The organism is Pseudomonas brassicacearum (assembly GCF_009601685.2).
Lineage (GTDB): Bacteria > Pseudomonadota > Gammaproteobacteria > Pseudomonadales > Pseudomonadaceae > Aquipseudomonas > Aquipseudomonas kilonensis_B.
In genome coordinates, this window is the sequence record NZ_CP045701.2 from 3,446,091 (window position 1) to 3,470,745 (window position 24,655).

Annotated in this window: 16 protein-coding genes; 5 read left to right on the plus strand and 11 right to left on the minus strand. The window is 60.2% G+C overall.

Going from position 1 to position 24,655, the window contains the following annotated elements:
* Positions 1-80: 80 nt before the first annotated feature.
* From GFU70_RS14940 to nosR, 6 genes are read right to left on the minus strand one after another with little or no spacing between them, the layout of a single operon-like run.
* The gene (locus GFU70_RS14940; protein ID WP_153388321.1) at positions 81-608 is read right to left on the minus strand and encodes a nitrous oxide reductase accessory protein NosL; all 528 of its coding nucleotides are present in this window, start codon (positions 606-608) and stop codon (positions 81-83) included.
* Positions 609-638: 30 nt separating this feature from the next.
* On the minus strand, positions 639-1,469 hold the full coding sequence (locus GFU70_RS14945; protein ID WP_153388322.1) for an ABC transporter permease: 831 nt from the start codon (positions 1,467-1,469) through the stop codon (positions 639-641).
* Complete coding sequence (locus tag GFU70_RS14950) at positions 1,466-2,383, minus strand: ABC transporter ATP-binding protein (protein ID WP_058544874.1); 918 nt, start codon at positions 2,381-2,383, stop codon at positions 1,466-1,468. Before GFU70_RS14950 ends, GFU70_RS14945 begins: the two co-directional genes overlap by 4 nt.
* On the minus strand, positions 2,380-3,699 hold the full coding sequence (locus GFU70_RS14955) for a nitrous oxide reductase family maturation protein NosD (protein WP_153388323.1): 1,320 nt from the start codon (positions 3,697-3,699) through the stop codon (positions 2,380-2,382). The genes GFU70_RS14950 and GFU70_RS14955 overlap by 4 nt, the downstream gene beginning before the upstream one ends.
* A gap of 26 nt (positions 3,700-3,725) precedes the next feature.
* Positions 3,726-5,645 carry a TAT-dependent nitrous-oxide reductase gene (nosZ, locus tag GFU70_RS14960; protein ID WP_153388324.1) on the minus strand — a complete coding sequence of 640 codons (1,920 nt, stop codon included), beginning with the start codon at positions 5,643-5,645 and terminating at the stop codon, positions 3,726-3,728.
* A gap of 53 nt (positions 5,646-5,698) precedes the next feature.
* The gene (gene nosR, locus GFU70_RS14965) at positions 5,699-7,867 is read right to left on the minus strand and encodes a transcriptional regulator NosR (protein ID WP_226920900.1); all 2,169 of its coding nucleotides are present in this window, start codon (positions 7,865-7,867) and stop codon (positions 5,699-5,701) included.
* 573 nt (positions 7,868-8,440) lie between these two features.
* Here nosR and GFU70_RS14970 point away from each other — a divergent pair.
* Together GFU70_RS14970 and GFU70_RS14975 are read left to right on the plus strand one after the other, a co-directional pair.
* Positions 8,441-11,098 (plus strand): excinuclease ABC subunit UvrA, encoded by a 2,658-nt coding sequence (locus GFU70_RS14970; RefSeq protein WP_153388325.1) that lies wholly within the window; start codon positions 8,441-8,443, stop codon positions 11,096-11,098.
* Positions 11,099-11,485: 387 nt separating this feature from the next.
* Positions 11,486-12,214 (plus strand): LuxR family transcriptional regulator, encoded by a 729-nt coding sequence (locus GFU70_RS14975; protein WP_058544869.1) that lies wholly within the window; start codon positions 11,486-11,488, stop codon positions 12,212-12,214.
* 95 nt (positions 12,215-12,309) lie between these two features.
* On the opposite strand, the gene GFU70_RS14980 is transcribed toward GFU70_RS14975, so the two are convergent.
* Positions 12,310-12,909, minus strand: a complete 600-nt coding sequence (locus GFU70_RS14980; RefSeq protein WP_153388326.1) for a LysE family translocator — start codon at positions 12,907-12,909, stop codon at positions 12,310-12,312.
* 625 nt (positions 12,910-13,534) lie between these two features.
* Here GFU70_RS14980 and GFU70_RS14985 point away from each other — a divergent pair.
* Together GFU70_RS14985 and GFU70_RS14990 are read left to right on the plus strand one after the other, a co-directional pair.
* Positions 13,535-14,308: an acyl-homoserine-lactone synthase gene (locus tag GFU70_RS14985; RefSeq protein ID WP_058544867.1), complete on the plus strand. Its 774-nt coding sequence runs from the start codon at positions 13,535-13,537 to the stop codon at positions 14,306-14,308.
* A 29-nt stretch (positions 14,309-14,337) separates the two neighbouring features.
* Positions 14,338-15,204, plus strand: a complete 867-nt coding sequence (locus GFU70_RS14990; protein ID WP_153388327.1) for a helix-turn-helix transcriptional regulator — start codon at positions 14,338-14,340, stop codon at positions 15,202-15,204.
* Positions 15,205-15,272: 68 nt separating this feature from the next.
* Here GFU70_RS14990 and GFU70_RS14995 read toward each other — a convergent pair whose 3' ends face one another.
* Genes GFU70_RS14995 through GFU70_RS15005 form a run of 3 tightly spaced genes read right to left on the minus strand, consistent with a single transcriptional unit; the run spans position 15,273 to position 20,874 of the window.
* The gene (locus GFU70_RS14995; protein ID WP_153388328.1) at positions 15,273-18,347 is read right to left on the minus strand and encodes an efflux RND transporter permease subunit; all 3,075 of its coding nucleotides are present in this window, start codon (positions 18,345-18,347) and stop codon (positions 15,273-15,275) included.
* Positions 18,344-19,447: an efflux RND transporter periplasmic adaptor subunit gene (locus GFU70_RS15000; RefSeq protein WP_058544864.1), complete on the minus strand. Its 1,104-nt coding sequence runs from the start codon at positions 19,445-19,447 to the stop codon at positions 18,344-18,346. The genes GFU70_RS14995 and GFU70_RS15000 overlap by 4 nt, the downstream gene beginning before the upstream one ends.
* Positions 19,444-20,874: an efflux transporter outer membrane subunit gene (locus GFU70_RS15005; protein WP_153388329.1), complete on the minus strand. Its 1,431-nt coding sequence runs from the start codon at positions 20,872-20,874 to the stop codon at positions 19,444-19,446. Before GFU70_RS15005 ends, GFU70_RS15000 begins: the two co-directional genes overlap by 4 nt.
* A gap of 293 nt (positions 20,875-21,167) precedes the next feature.
* Here GFU70_RS15005 and GFU70_RS15010 point away from each other — a divergent pair, with 293 nt between their 5' ends.
* Positions 21,168-22,508, plus strand: a complete 1,341-nt coding sequence (locus tag GFU70_RS15010) for a diaminobutyrate--2-oxoglutarate transaminase family protein (protein WP_058544862.1) — start codon at positions 21,168-21,170, stop codon at positions 22,506-22,508.
* Positions 22,509-22,692: 184 nt separating this feature from the next.
* Here the strand turns inward: GFU70_RS15010 and GFU70_RS15015 are convergent, their stop codons facing one another.
* Positions 22,693-24,654: a MacB family efflux pump subunit gene (locus GFU70_RS15015; protein WP_058544861.1), complete on the minus strand. Its 1,962-nt coding sequence runs from the start codon at positions 24,652-24,654 to the stop codon at positions 22,693-22,695.
* Between the last annotated feature and the right edge of the window lies 1 nt (position 24,655).

Genomic DNA, 24,655 nt, shown 5'->3' on the forward strand with positions numbered 1-24,655 from the left:
ACAGCTCCTACACAGCTCCTACAGACCTCAGCAGGAGCAAGTTCTTTCGCCACAAAGAGCGGTTCAGTGCCCAGGCTATATCAGTGACTCATCGACGACATGGCGCTCGCCTGCCCCAGCAGTTTCTGGTCGATGTCATCCAGGCGCAGCACCCGGCCGCCGGTATCGCTGGCGAGTTTTTGTGCCGCCTGGGGATCGGAGAACGAGGCCAGTACCACGCCCATGGCGCCTTTGAGCCCGCTGCCGATAACGAAGTAGGCGGTGCGGGCGTCGATCAGGTGGGCGTCATCCGGCGTGTCCCAATGGCTGCGGCCCATGTCGTGGACATACAGCTTGACGTCGGCCCGATGGTTTTCCGGCTGCAACCACCAGCCCAGCATCTCCGCCGGCGAGCAGAATTTCTTCACGCCCCCTGCCCCGACCGCCGCGCCCTTGGGCCCGGGGAAGTCAGTGATGACCATGCCGCACACATGGCACTCGTCACTGGGATGAAACGCCAGCGCCGCCTCGCTGGCCGCAGGTGGCTCGGCCTTGCCGCAGGCCGCCAGCGCCAGGCACATCAACACCCCGGCCAGGAGGCGGCCCCCCTTGAGGTACACCTTGTTCATCGTTGCATGCTCCCTTATCAAGATTGAAATTCACGGGCATCGGCGATTGAACAACCGATAGGCCAGCCATAACGGCACCGCCATCCACAGGCCCAGGCACAGCCAGAGCAACGGCGCCGACACCGGCAGGTCGCTGCCCAAGGTCAGCACCGCGGCGCCGCTGGACGCCGCATCGAACCCGGACAGGTTGATCAGCCGATACACGTCCGTAGGGTTGAACAGCAACAGCCATGGCAACAGTTCAGGGCTGAAGCGCCCTTCGCTCAGCACCAGCAACGCCAGCAAGGCCAGGTCGAACACCAGCACGAAGAAAAACCAGATCCCCAGCGCCAATCCGGCGGCGGTGGATTTCTCTGCCGACAAGCTGCTCAGCACATACGCCAACCCGAGGAACACCCAGCCCAGCAGCGTGCTGGACACCATGAAGCGACCAAAGGCCCAGAGCAGCAGGCTCAACTGGACATCGTCCACCCACAGGGCGATAGCCAGCATCGCGCAGCCAAAACCGATGAAGGTGGCCAGGGCCAGGATCAGGCCATGCCCCACAAACTTGCCCAGCAGCAATTGGCCGCGGCCCAACGGGTAGGTCAGCAACAGCAGCAAGGTGCCGCTCTCGTCCTCGCCGACAATCGCGTCATAGGCCAGCAGCAAGGCAATCAGCGGCATCAGGAAGGTCGCCAGGCTGGACAGGCTCGCCACCGTGGCCGGCACCGAGGTGAACCCCAGTTGACCGGATGCCGCCGCGCCGAGCCAGGCGATGCCGATCGCCAGCACCGCGAACAACAGGCTGATCGCCAATAACCAGCGATTGCGCAGGCCATCGCTGAATTCCTTGCGGGCCATGTTCCAGACCGGATTCATAGGCGGGTCTCCTCGGCCGCGGCACGGACCATGTAATGACGGTACAAATCTTCCAGTGACGGCGGCTTGATCTCGACATCCGACGGGTCATCCTGGGCCAGTAACTGGCGCAGCAACCTAAGCTTGCTGCCATCCGGCGCGGACACCTGCACCCCTTCGGCGCCCCAGCCTTGGGTGACGTGTCCTTCACTGTGCCAATGCTGGCGAAGCCAGTCGGCCCGCGACAGGCCCGAGGCGCGGATCAACGTCGGCAACCCCGCGTCCTCCCGCAGCCGGGCCAGGCTGCCCAGGGCCAACAGGCGCCCTCGGGTGAGAATCGCGGCGCGGTTGATGTGAGCTTCCACGCCAGGCAAGACGTGGGAACAGAGAATGATGCTGGTGCCCTGCCAACGCAGGCGGTCGAGCAACTGATAGAGGTCCTGGGTGGCGATGGGGTCCAGGCCCACGGTCGGTTCATCCAGCAATAACAGCCGCGGTTGGCCGAGCAGCGCCTGGGCCAGGCCGAGGCGCTGGCGCATGCCCTTGGAATACGTCTTCACGCGCCGTGTCGCGGCCCCCGCCAGCCCGACCTCATCCAGCAAACGCTGCACCTGCTGCGGCGCCGCACCTTTGAGCCGGGCAAAATGGCGCAAGGTTTCCAGCCCGCTCAACTGCGGATAGAACATCACGTTCTCGGGCAGGTAACCGAGCATCTGCCGCACGCTCGGGTCGCTGGGCGCGCGGCCGAAGACACGTACCTGGCCCTCGCTGGCCCGCAGCAAACCGAGGATCAGCTTCATGGTGGTGGTCTTGCCCGCACCGTTATGCCCGAACAGGCCGAGCACTTCGCCCTGGGCCAGGTTCAAGTCCAGCCCGCGCAGCACGGCGACATCACCATAGTACTGACTGACCCCTTCGATCTCGACGACGTTCAAGACGCATCCTCCTGGGCACTGTTGCGTGGCGGGGGTTGGACAGGCGTTTGCATCAGCGGATGACTGTCCATCACCCCGGGGGATTTCATCACCGGGAAGGCTCGCTGCACCCAACGCAGCAGTTCGATCCCCGGGCTGTTCATCAACAACCGCACCTGGGGATACAGCCACAGCAGGCGATCGACGTTGTCGTTGGGTTCATAGGCCACATCGCCCAGGCCGTCGCCGTTGCGATCCCAGCCCAGGTAGTCGCTCCAGTAATTGCCGCGGCCATCCGCCGACCATTCCTGCAGCCGCGTGGCAACGTATTTGACCTGACGCTGGTTGTGGACGAAGGCATTGCCGGCGATGCGGTTATCCTCCGAGCCGGCGGTCAGGTGGATACCCACGGCGCTGCGCTCGAAATGATTGCCCTCGATGCGGTTGAACAACGAGTTGTAAATGAACAGGGCCTTGCCCTCGGCGCCGGTGATCATGGTGTCGCCGGTAGACCCGTCGCGCACATCGGTGACGAAGTTGTCGCGCAGTGTGGAATAGGTGATGTAGTTCATCAGGATCCCGTAGTTCTGATCCTGTTCGGAGCGATTGCCGATGACCGTCAACTGGCGGCTTTGCATCAAGGCATAGCCGGTGCGGGTACGCCGGGTGACGTTACCCAGCAGGCGGTTATCGTTGGCGAACATGTAATGCACGCCGTAGCGCAGGTCCTCCAGGACATTGCCCTGGAGCAGATTGCCATTGGAAGTGTCGATGTAGATGCCATCGCGGGTTTCGCGCACCTGGTTACCGATGACCCGGGCGCCGTGTACGGCATACAAATGGATGCCATTGCCACGGTCTTGGGAGCGCAGGCTGGGGTCGCCCTGGATGCGGTTGTCGATCAGGCTGACGTCCCGCGTGCCATCGACCCAGATACCGAAGCCCTGGCCCTGCATCCGGTTGTCACGAATCACGGCCCCTTGGGCGAGCGGTTGAATGAACACGGCCGCGTTCATGGCCGTCAGGTCGTGGCCCCAGTCCAGGAACGTACACCCCTGGATCCGCACGTTCGGGGCGCGAATGATCACGCCATTGCCCTCGCCCTGGCCCTGGAATATCGCCTGCGGCGCACAGGTGAGGGTCATGGGCTGGTCGATGCTGAACGAGCCCCGGTACTGGCCCGCAGGCAGGCGCCATTGCTGGTCGCCCTCGGCCCGCAAAGGCAAATCGGTGATCGGCTGCGGCGCGCCGAACGCGCCGCCCGATAACAGGCAAAGCACCAGCGCAATGACCGGTTGGCGAGCATGGCCCGCAGGTTGCGGCGTTTTCCCGGTCATTGCACCTGTCTCCTTGACGAGCCGTTTCAGGCTTTTTCAACCAGCATGCGCCCGACCATTTCCATGTGCAGGGCGTGACAGAACCAGCTGCAGTAGTACCAGTGCAAGCCAGCCTTGTCGGCGGTGAACGTGATGGATGAGGTCTGTTGCGGGCTGATCTCCATGCTGGCGCCGTGGTTGGTCATGACAAAGCCGTGGGACACGTCTTCGATCTGGTCGATGTTGGTGATGGTCACCGTCACCTCGTTGCCTTGCTTGACGGTGAACTCCGTCAGGCCATAGGCCGGCGCCATCGAGGTCATGTACACCCGCACCTTGTTGCCGTCGCGGATGACCTTGTTGTCGGTTTCCAGGTTGATGCCGTCCTTCTTCGCCCGGGCCACGGTGTCGGCGAAAAACGGATCGTTGCGGTTCCAGATTTTCTGGGTCTTGATCTGGTCGCGCCGCGCGAGAATGCAGTCATGGGGCTCGGCGAAGGCCGGGCCGTCGTGCACCAGTTTCATTTCTTCACCGGAAATGTCGATCAGTTGATCGTTCTCCGGGTGCAATGGGCCAGTGGGCAGGAAGCGGTCCTTGGAGAATTTGCACAACACCACCAGCCATTTGCCGTCCGCCTCGCTGGTTTCGGTGAGGGACGCATGGTTGTGGCCGGGCTGATACTGGACGTCGAGCTTCTGCTTGATGTAATTGACCTTCTCGCCCTTGTAGGCGCGGATGGCATCTTCCATGTTCCACTTCACCACCTGGCTGTCGATGAACAGGGTCGTGTAGGCATTGCCGCGTCCGTCGAACGTGGTGTGCAGTGGCCCGAGCCCCAGTTCCGGCTCAGCGACGATCACTTCGCGTGGATCCTTGTAACGGTCGTTGAACAGGTCATCCAGACGGTCGATGGCGATCATCGAGACCGTGGGCGACAGCTTGCCGTTGGCGATGAAATATTTGCCGTCCGGCGAGGTATTGAGCCCGTGGGGGTTCTTGGGCACGGGAATGTAGCGGGTGAATTCGGAGTCCTTGCCATCGGTCTTGCGGCCATCGACCACCGGCACCTTGGAGCCGTCCAGGTGGATGAACTTGCCGGCCTTGATCGCCGCCTCGATACGCGGGATGTTGAACACCACCACCCAGTCGCGCTCGTTGCGCATCATGCCGCCCAGGTCGTAGGCCTTCTCGGAGTTGTAGCAGGTGCTGGCGGCGTATTTGCCGGTGTAGTCAGCGTCGGAGTTGTCCAGGTTGCCGTCGACGATCACCTGGAACGCCATTTCCATTTTCTCGGCGTCGATGGCGTTGAACATCGTGAAGCTGTTTTTGTCCTGCAGGTCGAAGGTATGGCCGTCGTTGGGGTGCGGGATCACGAACTCAGCGTTGGCGAACACGTACTTGGTGTATGGCACCTTTTGCAGGCGCAGGCCGTGGATGGCTTGCACGTTGGGCACGGTGAGGATCTTGTCGCACTTCATGATGTCCAGGCGAATGCGCGCGACCCGGGAGTTGGCCTTGTCGTTGATGAACAGGTATTTGCCGTCGTACTTGCCGTCGGTCATGGAGATGTGCGGGTGGTGGCAATCGCCGTTCTGGTACTTGGCGCTGTCGCCCAGGACGCGCTTGCTTTCGTTGGTCAGGCCCCAACCGGTGGCCGAGTCGACGTTGAACACCGGGATGCGCATCAGCTCACGCATCGATGGCACGCCCAGCACCCGCACCTCGCCCTGGTGGCCGCCGCTCCAGAAACCGTAATATTCATCCAGCTCCCCGGGCCCGACGTGGATCTTGGACTTGGCCTCCTTGGTCGCCGCAGCCCAGGACTCACGGGTGAACGTCCCGGCCCCCAGCGCCGTCGCGCCGGCCAGTACGGCCCCCGTCACCGCGCCGGTGCCGAGAAAGCTGCGCCGGCTGACCCCCCTGGGTTCTTCCACCGCGCCTGGGATCTGGTTTTTTTTATCGCTCATGCTGTGTGCTCCATGAAGAATGAAACGGTCAAGGGACAGGCCATTGGGGTGCCTCAAGGCGCCGGGTTCACCTGCACCACGGGAATCAGTTGCGCATCGGTCACGGTCGCCTTGCCGCGTTTCTTGCGCTTGTTGATCAGCGGCGGGCATTTGTTTTCGTTGTGCCAGGTCATCTGGCAGTCGAGGCAGTAATGGCATTCGTTGGCATTGATCCGGCCATCGGGATGAATCGCCTGGATCTCGCATTCCTTCGCGCACAGTTGGCAGGGGTTGCCACATTCCTTACGGCGCTTGAGCCAGTCGAACAACCGCAACCGGGTCGGCATCGCCAGCGCCGCGCCCAGCGGGCAGACGTAGCGGCAATAGACCTTGCGGGTAAACAGGTTGATCACCAGCAGGCCCACTGCGTACGCCACGAACCACCACTGGCGGTCGAACCTGAGGGTGATGGCGGTCTTGAAGGGTTCCACTTCGGCCAGCCGTTCGGCGGTGGCCATCGACTCCAGCGAAACGCCGAACAGCACCAGCAAAATGATGTACTTGATCGCCCACAGCCGCTCATGCACGGCGAACGGCAACTCGTATTGGGGCACCTTGAGCTTGCGCGCCAGTTCGTTGATCAACTCCTGCAACGCGCCAAACGGACACAGCCAGCCGCAGAACACCCCACGCCCCCACAGCAGAATGCTGCCGGCGGTGAACACCCAGAGGATGAAGATCAGTGGATCGGTGAGGAACAGCTCCCAGCGAAAGCCTTCGAACAAGGCATGGACGAAGGTCAGCACGTTGACCACCGATAACTGGGCCAAGGCATAGCCGCCCAGAAACACGACGGTGAACACCAGGTAGCCGCGGCGTAGCCAATGCAACAGCATCGGCCGCCGGGCCAGTGAATCCTGGAAAAACAGGATCGCCGTCAGCACCAGCAGGGCTACGCCAAGCACGCTGATTTCGACACTTTTCTGGTACCAGAGCGTCAGCCACATCGGCCGGCTGGCTTCTTCGGCCGCCGCCAGTTGTTCGGCGGTCGGCAATGGCCGCTCCAGGTAGGGCTCCGGCAACTGATAGGCCAGCTCGAAGCTGCTGAAAATACCGCTGACCGGCCCGGTCTGACGGCGTATCAGCAGTTCCAGGCTCCAGGGCGAACCAGGGTCGAAACGGTGGGAGGCGCGGACGATGAACACCGCCATTTCGTCGAACTCAGGCATGTCCTCGGCGGCCACGTCATCCAGGCGCTGGAAGTCCATGTCACGGAAGCTGATGACGTCGCCGAACTGGCGCACCAGCACCCGATCGAAAATGCCGCCGCGCACATAACCCGAGCCCTTGAAGGAGTAGCGCCCACTGCCCATCACGGCAATGGCTTGCTCACCGGGCTTGAGTTCGCTCATCAGCCTGCGGTACTGCGCATCGCCCAGCAGGTTACGACCGATGGTGGGCGGGTTGAGGTGGGTGACGTACAGGTCGATGAACGTGTCGTCGGCCTGCTCGGCGTTGGCGACTTCGACCTGTTCGGCGTCGGTGCCTTTGAAGGTGGCGTTTACTTGACCGCGAGTCAGGTGCAGGCGGCGTACTGCGCCGTTGCCGGTCAAGGTCTTCCAGTCGGCCGGCTCGTAGATGTCCTCACGCACACGTGCTGGCGCCACCGCCAACCCCGCATTGCCCTTGACCAGGCCCAGGGACACCGCGACATCGTGGGCGGCACGCATGATGACCTCGTTGACCACCATCGCCGTCACAGTGGCCCCGGCGATGGCATCCACGGTCACGGCATTCGGGTCGCTGGAATGCCCCACCACCACCCGCTGGTTGACCTTGATGCCGCTGTAGCGTGCGCTGAACGCGTGGAGTTTTTCTTCGGCGATGCCGATCAGCAGAATCGGCTCATGGTGTTCGAGCACATAGGCATCGAGAATCACACCGGCCGGATCGAGGATTACCTGAACATTGATCGGTTTGCCGGAATAGGCGGGAATGTCCACCACGTCCAGGCTTTGGAACACATAGCCCAGGACCTTGCCGGCAGCGGACAGCGTGCGCACCTTGAACCGCCCTTCGGGCTCGGAGATCGAGTCGGTCTGGTTCAGGACATGGTGGATGCGCTGTTGCGGGGTGTCACCGTAATCCTTGGCCTGGGCCAGGCCCATGAATAACAGCAGGAAAACGAACAGCCCACGGAGCCAGAAGCGGGATAGGTGCAACATCACAAAGGGAGGGGTCATGGACGCCAGGGCTTAAAGACAGGATCTTGGCGATCATGGTAGGGGCCGGCCCCTTCTTCGGCCCTTGATTGAAATCAACTTGGGAAAAACTTAAACCCGAATCCATGTACAGACGCGAGCCTTTTTTGCGGCGAGCGCACTCCCGCTGGAGCAGTAGGAACTGCGTAGGTGCTGCGTAGGTGCTGCATAGGAGCTGTGTAGGAGCTGTGTAGGAGCTGTGTAGGAGCTGTGTAGGAGCTGTCGAGTGCAACGAGGCTGCGATCTCTCCCCAGACACTTGAATCTCAAGCGAAAGATCAAGATCAAGATCAAGATCAAAAGATCGCAGGCTTCGCCAGCTCCTACAGAGCCCAGCGCGAGCAAGCGCCCTCGTCAGTTATCGGGGGGGCGTATCCATGGGAAAATCTGCAGATGCGTTTCTCATCTCATGCGCCCAGAGTAAATTTTTATCGCACGCGAACGGTTGAACCCGGTCGCATAATTGTCAGCGCTGTGATCCAGTCCACTCTGCCATCGCCATAATGCAACGCCATAACGCCATGAAGCGTTGCCCCGACGTCACAAGGAATGCCCGATGCCCCCACGCTCCGCCCCTGCTTCAACCGCTGACTTGCCGCAAGGCACCGGTTTCGTCCGGGTGCGTGGCGCTCGCGAACACAACCTCAAGAACGTCGATGTGGACATCCCCCGCGATGCCCTGGTGGTGTTTACCGGGGTCTCGGGGTCCGGCAAGTCGTCGCTGGCCTTCTCCACGCTCTATGCCGAAGCCCAGCGACGTTATTTCGAGTCCGTCGCGCCTTATGCGCGGCGGCTGATCGACCAAGTGGGCGTGCCGGACGTCGACAGCATCGAGGGCCTGCCGCCGGCAGTCGCCTTGCAGCAACAGCGCGGCACCCCCAGTGCACGTTCGTCGGTGGGCAGCGTCACCACCCTGTCGAGCTTGATTCGCATGCTCTACTCCCGTGCTGGCAGCTACCCGGCCGACCAACCGATGCTCTACGCCGAAGACTTCTCGCCCAACACGCCACAGGGTGCCTGCCAGCAATGCCATGGCCTGGGCCGCGTCTATGAAGTGACCGAAGCGTCCATGGTGCCAGACCCGTCGCTGACCATCCGCGAGCGCGCCGTGGCTGCATGGCCCATGGCCTGGCAGGGCCAGAACCTGCGAGACATCCTGGTGACCCTGGGCTATGACGTCGACATCCCCTGGCGCGACCTGCCAAAAAAGCAAAGAGACTGGATTCTCTTTACCGAAGAAACCCCCACCGTTCCCGTATACGCCGGGCTCACCCCAGCCCAGACCCGCGCCGCCCTCAAACGCAAGCTCGAACCGAGTTATCAAGGCACGTTCAGCGGCGCCCGGCGCTACCTGCTGCATACCTTCATGCATTCGCAAAGCGCACAGATGCGCAAACGCGTGGCGCAATACATGCGCGCCAGCCCCTGCCCGGTATGCGAGGGCAAGCGCCTCAAACGCCAGGCGTTGACCGTGACCTTTGCCGGCCTGGACATTGCCGAGCTGTCGCACCTGCCGTTGCTTGAGCTGGCCGAAGTGCTCAAGCGCGTCCTGGCGCCCGACTATCTTGAACACGCCGAAGAAACGGGGGACGTCCTCAGCCACCAGCAAACCCGAGAGGCCCGCGAGCAACGCGCCGCCAGGGGCGACAACCCGCACGCGGGTGGGCCCGACGCGCGCCACACCCCCAACCTCTCCCTGGAAAAACGCCTGGCCGCCCAACGCATCGCCGCCGAGCTGCTGGAGCGGATCGTCACCCTGATCGACCTCGGCCTGGGTTACCTTGCCCTGGAGCGCAGCACGCCAACACTTTCGTCCGGCGAACTGCAACGCCTGCGCCTGGCAACCCAACTCAACTCGCAGCTGTTCGGGGTGATCTACGTGCTGGACGAACCCTCCGCCGGCCTGCACCCGGCCGACAGCGAAGCGCTGTTTGGCGCCCTGCAACGCCTCAAGGCAGCGGGCAACTCGGTGTTTGTGGTCGAACATGACCTCGATACCATGCGCCGCGCCGACTGGCTCATCGACGTCGGCCCGGACGCCGGCGAACAAGGCGGAAAAGTCCTCTACAGCGGTCCGCCGGCAGGCCTTGGACAAGTGCCTGAATCACGTACCCGCGCCTATCTTTTTGGTGCAGAACACGCCGCGACACGCACCCCAAGAACACCCAAGGATTGGCTGCGCCTGGAAGGCATCACCCGCAACAACCTCGACAACCTGAGCGCGGCCTTCCCCTTGGGTTGCTTCAGCGCCGTGACCGGCATCTCCGGCTCAGGCAAATCCAGCCTCGTCAGCCAGGCCTTGCTGGATCTGGTCGGCGCCCACCTCGGCCAGGCCAGCCCCAACGCCGAACCCGATGAGCAAAGCCTGGAAGACGAACCCGTGCAAACCAGCGGCGGGCGCGTTACCGCCGGGCTCGACGCGGTCAAGCGGCTGGTGCAGGTGGACCAGAAACCCATCGGCCGCACCCCGCGCTCCAACCTCGCCACCTACACCGGGCTGTTCGATCACGTGCGCAAACTGTTCGCCGCGACAGCGCAGGCACAAGCACTGGGATTCGATGCCGGACGGTTTTCCTTCAACGTCGCCAAGGGCCGTTGCGAGACCTGCGAAGGTGAAGGCTTTGTCAGCGTGGAATTGTTGTTCATGCCCAGCGTGTACGCCCCCTGCCCCACCTGCCATGGCGCACGCTACAACCCGCAGACGCTGGAGGTTCGCTGGCAAGGCCTGGACATTTCCCAGGTGCTGCAACTGACCGTGAACCACGCGCTTGAGGTGTTTGCCGAGCAAGCGGCAGCCAGGCGCTCATTACAGGTGCTGCAGGATATCGGGTTGGGCTACCTGCGCCTGGGCCAACCAGCCACGGAACTGTCCGGCGGCGAAGCCCAGCGGATCAAGCTGGCGACGGAACTGCAGCGCAAGGCCCGGGGCGCAACGTTATATGTATTGGACGAGCCAACCAACGGCCTGCATCCCCAGGACGTGGACCGTTTGCTGGTGCAGTTGAATCGCCTGGTGGAAGAAGGTCATACGGTGGTTGTGGTGGAGCATGACATGCGTGTGGTGGCGCAGAGTGACTGGGTCATCGATATCGGCCCGGGGGCTGGCACCCAAGGTGGAAAGGTGGTCGTGTGCGGGGATCCGCAGACCGTGACGAAATGCCGGGAGAGTCGAACGGCAGGGTTCCTGAAAAAAGCTATGCAGCAGGGGAATTAAAGGTTTTTTTTAATGTTTCTCGCTGTTGCTAAAAGCTGTCTATACTGCCCTGCAGTTAATCGTTTCAGTGGTCGTATAACTACAACCTCAGGAGCAAAGGGCTGAGGTTGCACAGGCAAGGACGCAAAATGACATCACCCCAGTTGAGAGAACAAGTATTACACGGCGGCATGAGGGGTCATTATCGCGCCCTGAAACGAACCCCTATGAACTGGAAAAACCCATTCGATACTCCAGCCTCCTTCGCAGCCCCGATGGCGCTCAAAAAACGGCGAGCGGGTGTTGATGCTAACGCTATAAAACTGTCCTCCTCCGCTTGGCGAATATCAAGGTGAAACCTCTGCTAAATACAGGTATTCACACTAATATTTTGCGAGCGCGGCCACTATGCTCAAACCCATCTCAAGCCACCTGCTCAATTTAATTCAAGAGGTGGAGCATAACATTCCAGGAAAAAGCCACGACGAGTACACCGAGATACTAGGCTGGATGTTCTCGAAACTAGGGCTTGAAAGATTTGCTTATGTTCATCTGGAATCCACCCCCTTCGACAACTCAAAAGTCTCCATCCACAGCAATTATCCCGCCGAATGGGTGGACACCTACCGTAAGAACTCACTTCACAAATCAGACCCTGTCATGGCCAACACAGCCATTACCGCCACGCCCTTTTTCTGGGATGAAATCCCACAAGAGATAGGCAACAATCCGGAGATATTTGATCAGTCCGCATCCTATGGCATCCAACAAGGGTTCACCATTCCGATTCATGAGCCGGGCAGATCATTCGGCTCCATTCATTTATCCTCAGAAGAAAATGACCCCGACTTCCCTACCATTGTCCGGGAGAACATGGTCATCATCCAAACACTCAGCGTTATCGCCAACCAACACCGCCCGGTTGAAATCAGTGCAGAGAGCACGCTCAAGCTATCGCCCAGGGAAGTTCAATTCTTGCGTTGGCTTGCGCTTGGGAAAAACTATAAAGAAATCGGTTTGATCATGAATATCACTGAACGAACAGTGAAGTTTCATGCCAAGAAAATGACTGAAAAGATGGAGTGCACCAATGTCAAGCAAGCCATGTTCAAAGCTGCGCAGTTGAACTTCATCTAAATAATGCCTAGTGTCAAAATTTGCTTACCCAGGTAACCAAGATCCCGCCCCCTCTTTCGAGCTCGACGCCACCCAAGTTCAATATCAGAACACACTCAGGTGAAACTCACTTGGGATGCGATATTGAAAAGCATGCCGCAAGCAAACAACCCAATCACCAGAGAGATGGCTCGATTTAGAAATCGCCCGGATACAATCGCGTGAAATTTTCGACCACAAAAAGCGCCGCCCGCGATCCACACTAGCCCCACCGGAAAAATTATGACTGAAAAGAGCAGCATGAATGACAGCCAATTATCCAGCGATAGGAATGTTCCCGCCGGCGCAACGAAGGAAACAAAAAACAACCCTTTGGGGTTTGTCAGTGTTGCCACAAACAAATCCGGCACAGTAATACCCTTCATGGCGCCAGGCGCGTGATCCTTTACCGAAAACCAAAGTTTCAAGGAAATATAAAAAAGAAAACACACGGCAAAAATCTTGGTAGCGATCACCACCCACGAGTGATCAGCCATCAGCAAGTCAATGAATACCCCCCACATCGTCATCTGAACAACGTATGCCAGCCATTCGGCGATGATGAAGCGCATCGAATGCGAACTGAGTCCTCTACTTACACCCGTTTGCAACAATAATGAATTCGTCGGCCCCGGAACCAACAACACGGTCAACAACGAAAGCGCAATATAATTCATAACATCCATCCATATCAGCAGCCTGTACGGCTGATTTTCAGGGCCAGATCAATCCATCATCTTTCCACATGACTTCAAGCCGAGTCGCATCAAGTCAGCCACTGCGGTCATACGAGGTCGGACAACCGCCTTAAATAGAGCAATCACACTAGACCACCATCAATGTGCCACCTGCCTAAATCCGTTCGCCAAGCGATATCCTTCAAACTCACTGCCCGTAAGTCTGCCTACGAAAGAAGTCAGCGTGCCCACAACTAGATGACCCTTTGTTTACAGGTACTGGCGCCATTTCTCAGGGTGTCAATTTCTTGAACAAAACAAGATCAGTTGCTTACAAGAGCTTTTTTAGGATCGTCAAAAAAACAATAGATCACTCCTACATCAACTCACCTCAATCCCTTCGATCAGCACCAGTTTGCCACCATGCCCAACCTATACTTTTTTGGATTCCCAGCGATACCATTCCAGAACTAACGAGCTCCCCAGTAGTTATAATTCAACCCCAAATCCCGCGTCCACTAATTAGGCTGCACACTCTACAAATCAAAGACTGTACTTTAGGACAGTTGAAATACATTAGTGCAAAGTCAACAGTAGCTTCACCTGTAGCCAAGAAGTCGCATCCATGAACTACTCCCCATGCACCTATGGATTTTCCGGCGTATCCACCCGCATCGTAAGCTACTCCAAAATCCCCCTCAGAACCCTCGAGCAAATATTGTCCATTCGCAAACTCGCCTTCATCGATCGAAAGAAGTGGGACATTGAAAGTTATCAAGGTAGCGATTATGAGTGGGATGAATACGACGACCCCGACGCGATGTATATCTACGCCCATGAAAACGATCGCGTTACCGGCTGTGTTCGACTACGCCCCTCCAGCAAACCCACACTGATGAGTGGCGCCCTGAGTTTTATCCTTCCAACCGAAAAAAACAGACCGAACTTGGATCACTGTTGGGAAGCCACAAGGTTTGCACTTTCGACTGATAGTTCTTCCACGGGAAAACTCACCCGAGCCAATGTAGACATTCGCACGGCGGCACTTTTCCTGTCAATGATTAAGTTCGCCCAACAACAAAAGATTCACACCTATGAAATCGTCATTGACACCCTGATGGAAAAAATCCTGAAACGTTCTGGATGGGCGATTGAAAGACTCAATACAGCATCAGGCTCGAAGGGAGAACATGTAATTTACGGCACATTGCCATGCACTTTGAAAACTTATGAGGAGGTCCTCAGCAAAAACGCCATCGACCGAGCAACCATACTTACCCCACCCCTAATGGCCGACCGCTCATCAGATACACTCCATAAATCCCTGGACACGACCAAGATACTCCCCGGCCGAAACATTCCCGCAAAGAGAGCCCTGCACACTGAACTGCAGCTTTAATCAAATAATTGGATTATTTTGGAGAAAGGATGAACCTACAACGATTATTCCCACACGTTGGCAAAGTCATTGCCAGTACAGGCAGCCGCCATTTCCCGCGCATGTTGCACGACCTGATACTTACGGAAATACCCGTAGACGCAACACATATTACCGAGCAACGGATCGGTACAAGTAATATGTCGGAACCCAGCACCTCCAGCATAGGTTGCGTCGGCATGGACAACGCTTGCGTGGGTGCGCTCGTGGGCACGCACACCGCCAAGCCCTTTTTCCTCGCCGACGACATTCTCTTTGAAGACGCGGCGCCACAGAAAATACCTAACTTTTCTCGGTGCCTGCTTAAATGCGAGCGTTCGGACAAAGTCCCCGGCTATAGCACGACGACGCAATTACACCTGACGACCCGTAAGAATGGTCATCGTTATGTGCTGTCCATCTACCGTTCGCCTCTTTCAAAGGGATTTACCGCACAAGAACATGCACTGTTAAAAGATTTTTCCTGTCTCTTATTGCCCATGGTCGAGGAGCACGTGGCGGCCCTTGTTCCGCCGGAGTCGACACGACAGGCCCCTTTCCTGTCATTGGACGCATCGGAAAATGACGGCATGGAAGCGCTGCGCCAAAGGTTCGCTGATCGACTGCTACTGTCGGGATTGAGTCTGTCCTCTCGCGAAACGGAAGTGTGCGTAGGTCTGCTGGCCGGGCGCACCGCCCCCGAACTTGCCGAGCAACTGAACCTGAAGGTCAATACAGTCGAAAGTTATCTCAAGCGCGCCGCCATAAAAATGGGGATTGGCGGGCGTCGTTCGCTGATCCGCTGGATGCACTCAATGGATGCCGCACCGGCTCACATGGAATGGAATGGCAGTAACCCGATTCAACAAGCCGTATAACCTACCCCCAACGATTGCTCGCTCACTGACCGGGTCGAGTACTTGTTGGGGGAATATTGCTTCCCCCCTCAGGTCTCCTCCACCGTACCTTCCTCCATGGGCGATCGGGTGCGACGTTTCAGCCATTGCAACGCATCGTCGACGTAAGTGAAAATCACCGGCACCACCAGCAGGCTCAACAGCGTCGATGTCAGCAAACCACCCATGACCACCACCGCCATCGGTTGCCTGAAACTCGGGTCCTCACCCATTCCCATCGCCGTCGGCAACATCCCGGCCCCCATCGCAATGGTGGTCATCAGGATTGGGCGGGCACGTTTGTGGCAGGCATCCACCAACGCATCATATCGACCCAGGCCATAATCGCGGCGAGCCATGATGGCGTACTCCACCAAGAGAATGGAGTTCTTGGTCACGATGCCCATCAGCATCAACAAGCCAATGACCGATGGCAGGGAAAAACTGAAGTTGCACACCAACAAGGCCAACAACGCGCCACCCAGCGAGAGCGGCAGTGCCGACAGAATCGTGGCCGGCTGCAAGAAGTCGTGAAACAACAACACCAGGACTGAATAAATACAAAACACACCGATGGCCATGGCTAGGCCGAAGCTGGCGAACAACTCCGTCATCAATTGCAGTTCGCCCTGCTCCACCAGTTTGACTTCGGCTGGCAAGTTGCGCATCACCGGCAGTTGGCGGGCCTCGGCCATGACCTCACCCAGGTTACGACCGTTGAGTTCGATAGACAGGGTGACGTTGCGCAGGCGGTCCAGTCGGCTGATTTGCGCCGGCCCACTGCCCATGCTGAGTTCCCCCAACGAAGCCAGGGCGACCTGGCCGTCTCGCCCGGTTACCCGCAATTGGCTGATCGCCTGCAAATCGTCGCGCAACAGCGAATCCATGCGCACCCGCACGTCCACCTGCCGCTGGGACAAATTGATCTTACCCAGTTGCGAGGAATATTCGCCATAAGTCGCCATGCGCAAGGTATCGGCGATGTCCTGGCTGGTGATGCCCAATTCCGCTGCCCGGGCAACATCCGGCCGCATCTGGATTTCCGGTCGTTGCAAGGCGCTGCTGGACGAGACATTGCCGATCCCGCGCAGCTCACGTAGCTGGGGCTCAAGGGCGCTTGCCGTGCGCTCCAGCAGATCGCCGTCATCGCTGGCAAGCACGATATTGAGCTTCTCTCCGCTGCCATCGCCACCAACGTTGATGCGTACTCCCGGAAGGGTGCGCAATACCTGGCGCATCTGCGCTTCGACCTCCACCTGCTTGCGATCACGAGCATCCCGGGGCGCAAGCTCCACCGTCAGGACCGCATCTCCGGCGCCGGTGATATCGGCAGGCCCGGCGCCCGTACTGCTGGCGGTCCCCACCGAACTGAACACGTGCTTGACGTCCGGTAGCTCGCGCAACCGCTCACTGGCCTGCAAGGCCACCGCGGTGGTTTGCGCCAATGTCGTTCCCGGCGGCAGTTCCAAGGTCACTTTGCTGCGACCGGTGTCCTGCGCGGGGAGGAAACTGGTGGGCAGCAAAGGAACCAATCCCAGGGCGCCGACGAAGCACAGGCCGGCCAGGCCCATTGTCGTCTTGCGCCGAGTCAGGCTGGTGTGGATCCAGCCCAGGTAGCGGGTCATCAACGGCCCGTCATGGTCGGTTTCGTTCCTTGCCTTGAGCAAATAAGCCGCCATCATCGGCGTCAGCAGCCGCGCCACCAGCAGTGAAAACAACAGCGCGACCGAAGCCGTCACGCCGAACTGGCGAAACAGCTTCCCAGCGATGCCGCCCATGAACGCCGTGGGCAAGAACACCGCGACCAGGGTAACGGTCGTGGCAAGCACCGCCAGACCGATTTCATCGGCAGCCTCGGTGGCGGCCTGGAGCGGAGTCTTGCCCATGCGCAGGTGCCGCGCGATGTTCTCGATCTCGACGATGGCATCGTCCACCAGCACACCGATGACCAGCGCCAGGGCGAGCAGGGAAACGGAGTTAAGGGTAAAACCGGCCAGGTACATCACCCCAAAAGTGGGAATGATCGACAGCGGCAGCGCCGTGGCGACGATGAGCGTGGCGCGCCAGTCCCGCAGGAACCACCAGACCACCAGTACCGCCAACAGCATGCCTTCGTACAGCAAATTCATCGAGTCGTGATAATTGGCGAGCACGGCCTTGACCGTGTCGCTGGCTTCAACGATTTGCACGTTCGGATGTTGTTCGCCAAAGGTGGCCATGGCCTTGCGCACATCATTGGCGACGCCGACATCAGAGAACCCCAGGGAACGGGTGACCTGGAAGCCGATCACCTGCCTGCCATCGTGAAATGCCCGGGTGCTGCGCTCGGCGTGGGTGTCACGAATGTCGGCCAACTGCCCCAAGACAAGCAAGCGACCATCGCCGCTGGGAATGTCAATGGCACCGAGTTCCGCCGGATCGTCAATGGCGCCCAAGGTACGCATGGCTTGTTGGCCACTGCCCAGATTGCCCTGGCCACCGGAGTTGTCCTTCTGCATGGCCCGCAACTGGTTGGCGACGTCCGTCACACGAATGCCCAGGCCCGCCATCAGCGCCGGGTCGAGATTGACCTGGACTTCCCGGTCCACGCCGCCCATGCGCGAGATCATTGCTACCCCGGGCACCGCCAGCAGTTGCTTGCTCAACTCATTGTCGACGAACCAGGACAAGCCCTCTTCGTCCAGGTTGTCGGAATCGATGACATAGGTGAGCAATGCCGAGGCACTGGTGGTCAGCCGCGAAACCGACGGTGTGTCCAGGCTCGCCGGCAGTTGCGCCATGGCACTGTCCACTGCATTGCGCACTTCGTTGAGTGCCTCGTTGCCATCCTTGTCGATGTCAAAGCTGACGCTGATGTTGACGGCACCGTCGGTGATGCTTGTCGTCACGTGCTTGAGCAGGCGCAGCGACGTCAGCTTGTCCTCGATCTTGCGCGCCACTTCGGTTTCCAGTTGCTCCGGGGCCGCACCTTCCAGCGAGGCGCTGATCACCACCACTGGCAAATCCATGTCCGGAAAATCCTGGATCGCGAGCTTCTTAAAACCCAACAAGCCAAATAGCGTCAGCAGAATGAACAGCATGACGGCCGGGACCGGATGGCGGATCGACAAGGCCGAAATGTTCATGGCTGGGCGACCTGGGATTGAACGAGGGTCACACTCGCACCGTCATTGAGGAACGCACCGCCGGCGCGCACGATGCGGGCAGGCTCATCGAGACCGCTGAGGATTTCCACGGCCTGATGCAAGCGTCGGCCGACCACCACCGGTCGCTGGACAACGTGCATGTCATCATTGAGCGTGAACACATAGGAACGCCCATCCCGCAGGATGACGGCAGTGTCTGGCACCGTAACGGCCTCGCGCGGCGCCAACTCGATCTGGCCACTGGCATACATGCCGGCCTGGGCGGCGCTGTCGGGGGGCAGGGAGACATAGATCAATCCCCGGCTGGTCTTGGTATTCAACGTGGGCGATACCAGCCGCACGCGCCCTTCCAGGCTCTGGCCGCCGGGCAACGTCATGCGGGCGACCTGGCCCGGCTGCACCTGCGCCAGTTGGCGGGCATCCAGCTCGGCCTGCCATTCGATGCGACCATCGCGCACCATGCGAAACAATTCGTCGCCGGCGGAGAGCACCTTGCCGAGCAGTGCCGTGCGCGCCGAAATGATGCCGTCGTCCACGGCGACGATGCGTGTCTGGCCTAGCCTGATCCGCGTGCTCTGCAGTTCGGCACGGGCGCTGGCGAGGTCTGCCTCGGCGAGCGCGACCTTGATTCGGTAGTCTTCACGTTGTTGCTCCGACAGTGCCCCGCCCTGCCCGACGACCCGGGCCCGACGATCATTGGAGCGAGCCTGCTCCAGGTTGGCGTTGGCCTGGGCGACGAGCGCCTTCTGCTTGTTCTCTTCGGCAACCACCGTTTCGCTGGCCAGCGTGGCCAGTAATTGGCCTTTCTTCACCCGGCTGCCCACATCGGCCTCGATGCTGGCGATGCGCAGGTTGCTGGTCTCGGCATTGATGACCGCTTCCTGCCAGGGGGCGAGCGCGCCATTGGCAAACAGCAACTGCGGCCAGACCTGGCGTTGCGCCTGGACGACTTCCACGCTCAAGCTGCTGACCTGGGGGGCGGCCTCGGCCGGTTCAGCGCCCCGGCGAAAGTAGATCAACGCCACCACGATCGCGCACACCCCGATTGCCAACGCGAACTTGCCCGGTCTCGACCTCACGCGCCGTCTCCGCCCAATGCTCGACTGCGTGCCAGGGGCTGATCGGCATGCCAGCCGCCCCCCAACGCCTTGTACAGGGCGATCCAGTAGCGCACTTGATTCTGCTGCAAGGTGATCAATTCAATCTCGGCTGTCAGCGCCTGGCGGCGTGCGGTTTCCCGGTCCAGCAGGCTGACGTTGCCAGCCTGCCAACTGCGGTCGATGGCCTCGAAAGACTCCCGGAAACCCGCGGTGGAGCGCTCCACATCCGACTCCCGGCGACGGGCCGCGTCGAGGCGCACCAGGGCCTGCTCGACTTCCATCACACCGGTGCGCAGCGTTTGGCGATAGACCGCCAGGGCTGCGTCATACGAGGCCTTGGCCCCCTCCGCCGCCGCACGACGCTGGCCACCGTCGAACAGCGGAATCGACAACACCGGACCCAGCGACCAGGAACGGTTGCGCTGGCCCACCATGGTGCCCACGGAAATCGTCCCGGACAGACTCAGGCTCGGCAAGCGATCGGCCTGGGCCACGCCGATCTCGGCATTCGCTGCTGACAACTCGCGTTCGCGGGAGGCGATATCCGGACGCTGGCGCAGCAAGTCGGCCGGAATCTGTTGCACGTTGAGTTCGGCCGGCTGCGGCAGTTGCGCCGGCGTGTGACCGAGCACATCCAGCAGACGCCCTTCATCACTGCCTGTCAGTGCCACCAGGCTCTTGAGCAACACTTGGCATTCACTCTGCTGCTGGACCAGGGCCGCGGCGCTGCTGGCGGCACTGGCATCGGCCAGCGCGGCGTCGGCGGAGGACGTGAAGCCCGCCCCGAACGACTGGCGCGTCATGCGCGCGGTGTCTTGTTGTGACTGAGCCTGGTCGCGGTAGGCCAGCACCAACTTCTGGCATCCCCGGTATTGCACGTAATAATCACCGACCTGGGCCGCCAGCGACACCCTCGCGTCATGCCAGTCATCGACCCTAGCTTCGACGCGAGAGCTGGCCGCTTCATTTTTGCGGCGCAACTTGCCAAACAGGTCGAGTTCCCAGGCGGCATCCATCGTTGCAGAGGAACCAGAGCCCCCCAGGCGCTCCGAACCGGTCTGCTGCCCACCTCGGCCGCCTGACAGCCTGCCGTCGAACTTGGGCAAGGCATCGGCGGCGTCACTGTCGGCAGTCGCACGGGCCAGCGAGATATTGGCCCAGGCCTGGTCCATGGACGGGCTGTCGGCTTCGGCCAGGCGCAACAGTTCGGCCAATGCAGGGTCATCGAATTGCCGCCACCAGTCGGCCAACGCAACCACGGACGCGCCATGGGGCACCGGTGCCTGCCACTTGGCGGCGATCGGGACGTCTGGCACCCGATAGTCAGGGCCCAACACGCAGCCGCTCAAGGCCATCGCACACAGTGTCACCAGCAATATGCTCTCTGGGGGCTTGAAGACATGCATAGCGTTCTCTAGAGGTGTCGAAGGTGAAGACAGCAAGGCACCCGGCACCGGCGCAACTCAGGGAGATGGCAGATTATTAACGATGGCTTGGTGAGGCTCGTGTGGCAGGTATTTAACCCCGAGCCCGTTCCGATGTCTGGCGTGGAAATTGGGGACAGCTGCCGGCTGGAAAACTCGCGATAACGACGGGGGCCTGTTGAAATGAGCTCGACCTGCCCAGTAACGGCTGCACTTGCTGTCGAGCATGAATGGCCCCGCTCGGTTCACGCTCCATCGCCAATGGATGATCGAATATGGAAGCACTCACTTACCTCGAAAACATCGAGTCGAACGCACGTACCTATGCGCAGACTTTCCAGCGACTGTTCGTCAGCGGCAAGGGCATGCGTATCAAGGATTCCAGCGGCCAGGAGTTCCTCGATTGCCTGTCGAACGCCGGAACACTGGCCCTGGGGCACAACCCACCCGAGGTCCGGGATGCGGTGATGCACTTTCTCCACAGCGATCACTTGCAGCAGGCATTGGACCTGGCGACGCCGGCCAAGCACGCATTCGTGCAGGAGCTGTTCTCGATGCTGCCGGCGAAAATGCGCGACACCAGCAAGATTCTCTTCTGCGGGCCCAGCGGTTCGGATGCCGTCGAGGCCGCGATCAAGTTGGCCCGCCACTACACCAAGCGCTCGCCATTGATGGCGTTTCACGGTGGCTACCACGGGATGACGGCTGGCGCCCTCTCGGCGATGGGCAAGCTGTCGCCCAAGACCGGCGATGGCCTGATCGCCCAAGGCACACACTTTCTGCCCTTCCCCTATCGGTTTCGATGCCCGTTCGGCACGAATGGCGAGCACACCGATCAGCTGTCCATCGACTACATCCGTACCGTCCTCTCGGATCCCGAAGGCGGCGTCGCCAAACCGGCGGCGGTCATCGTCGAGGTGGTGCAAGGCGAAGGCGGTTGCATCCCGGCCTCGACCAGCTGGCTACGGGCCCTGCGGGAAATCACCCTCGAGCAGGACATCTTGCTGATCGTCGACGAAGTCCAGACCGGCCTGGGTCGCACCGGCAGCACATTCGCCATCGAGCACGCCGGCATCGTTCCCGACATCCTGGTGCTGTCCAAAGCCATCGGCGGTGGCTACCCACTGGCGGTGATCGTGTATGCCGAGCATTTGGATACCTGGGGCCCTGGCATGCATGCGGGGACCTTCCGCGGCAATCAAGTGGCGATGGTCGCTGGCGCGGCCACAATGCAGCAAATCCGCAAAGACCATCTCGTCGCCCATGCCGCCCGGATGGGCGAACGATTGGAGAGCGGCCTGCAGGACATCGCACAGCGTTTTCCCTTCATCGGCGACATCCGCGGTCGCGGGTTGATGCTCGGCGTGGAAATCACCAAGCCGGCCGACAACCAGCGCGCCGGCCAGGCTGACGGCGCCCGGGCACACGCCATCAAGCTCAACTGTTTCGACAACGGCTTGATGATGGAAACCGGTGGGCGCCATGGCGCAGTGCTCAGGTTCCTGCCGCCCCTGACCATCACCGAGACCGAGGTCGGCATGGTGCTCGACCGCTTCGAGCAGGCGGTGAGAAAGGTCGGCGAGATGCGCCCGCAGGCGGCACGTGCAGCGGTATAAAGCGCCAGCCCCCCCTGTGGCGAGGGGATTTATCCCCGCTGGGTCGCGAAGCGGCCCCAAAACCAGTCACCGCAAAGTATTAGGGTGATTGCACTCAGCTTTTCCGGGGCTGCTTCGCAGCCCAGCGGGGATAAATCCCCTCGCCACAGGGGGTTGTGTCTGGGTTCAAGTAATGGAGCCCGGCTCAGTCCCGCGCCAATGCATTGATCGGATCAAGCCGTGCGGCGTTGCGTGCGGGCACGAAGCCGAACACGATTCCGATGAGGGTCGAACAGACGACCGCGGTGACGATCGATCCCATCGAGAACACCATCTGCCATTCCTTGACGAAGATCGAAAAGACGTAGCCGATACCAAACGACAAAGCGATGCCGATCGTGCCACCCAGCAGGCAGACCATCACCGCCTCCACCAGGAACTGCTGGCGAATGTCGGACTGGCGTGCACCAACGGCCATGCGGATACCGATCTCGCGGGTACGCTCGGTCACCGAGACCAGCATGATGTTCATCACTCCGATGCCACCGACCACCAGTGAGATGATCGCAATCAACGAGAGCAACAGCGCCAGGGACTGGCTGGTCTTCTGCACCGTCTGTAGCACGCTGTCGAGGTTGTAGGTGAAGAAGTCCTTGATGCCATGGCGTTGAGTCAGGAGCTTGACGACATTGTCTTCCACGACTTTGCTCGGTTGCCCGTCCTTGATCCGTACCGTGATGCTGTCCAGGAAGCGCTGGCCGAGCAACCGTCCCGCCGCCGTTTCATAGGGCATCCATACGTTCAGGTTCTTGTTGGTATTGAACACGCTTTTGCGCTCGTCGGTCACGCCAATGACCGTGCAAGGCAGGTTGTCGATGAGAATCACCTTGCCCAGTGGGTCGGTGTTCGGGCCGAACAATCGCTGACGGGTGTTATGGTCGATCACCACCACCTGTGACTGCCGCCGGGCGTCGTCCTTGCTGAACGCGACGCCGGAACCGATCTTGATCCCGCGGACCTGGAAATAGCTCTCACTGACGCCGTTGACGGTCGCATTGACGTCGATGTTTTCAAAACGCAATAACAGATTGCGCCCAACGTTGGGGGTCGCGCTGTCGATGTAGTACTGGTCGCTCAGGGCCGTCACATCGGATAACACCAGGGTTTCGATAGCGGTCGAGCGACTGTCCCCCCAATCGGCCCCGGGCATGATCTCGATCGTATTACTGCCAATCGCCTGGATGTCCTTGAGGACATATTCCTTGACCCCTTCGCCGATGGCTACGATCGAGACTACCGAGGTGATGCCGATGATGATGCCCAACATGGTCAGCAGGGTCCGCATGCGATGGGAAACCAGCGCCACCCAGGCCATGTTGAACGCTTCGCTGAATAGCCCGAAGCTGGCGAGCAGGCCGTTCGCCGGCTTGGCCTTGGGCGGACGTGTGCCTTGCGGCGGCTGATCTTCCAGCGGTTGTTGAGGATTGGCCCGATCACTGACGATCTCGCCGTCGCGGATCTCGATGATGCGCTGGGCATGGGCGGCCACCTTTTCATCGTGGGTCACGATGATGACCGTGTGCCCCGCCCGGTTGAGCTCCAGCAGGATCTTCATCACTTCCTTGCCACTGGTGGTGTCCAACGCACCGGTGGGTTCGTCCGCGAGGATGATGTCACCGCCATTCATCAGGGCCCTGGCGATACTCACCCGTTGCTGCTGACCACCCGAGAGCTGGCTGGGCCGATTGCTCAAGTGCCCTACCAACCCCAGGCGTTTCAACAGTTCCCCGGCACGGCTGTGCCGTTGCGCTTCGCTCGCGCCGGCATAAATCGCCGGCATCTCGACGTTGTGCAAGGCACTCAGGTGCGGCAGCAAATGGTAGCGCTGGAAAATGAAACCGAAGTGATCCCGACGCAACACCGCCAGTTCCTGGTCGTTCATCGAACCGGTCTCGCGCCCGTCCACCTTGTAGCTTCCGGCGCTCGGATGGTCGAGGCAGCCAAGCACGTTCATCAAGGTCGACTTGCCGGAGCCGGACGCCCCGGTGATCGCAACCACCTCGCCGGCATTGATTGTCAGGTTGATGTCCTTCAGAGCGATAAAGGCCTTCTCGCCAGCGAGGAAGCTACGGGTGATGCCCTTGAGTTCCAGCAATGGTTGGGTCATG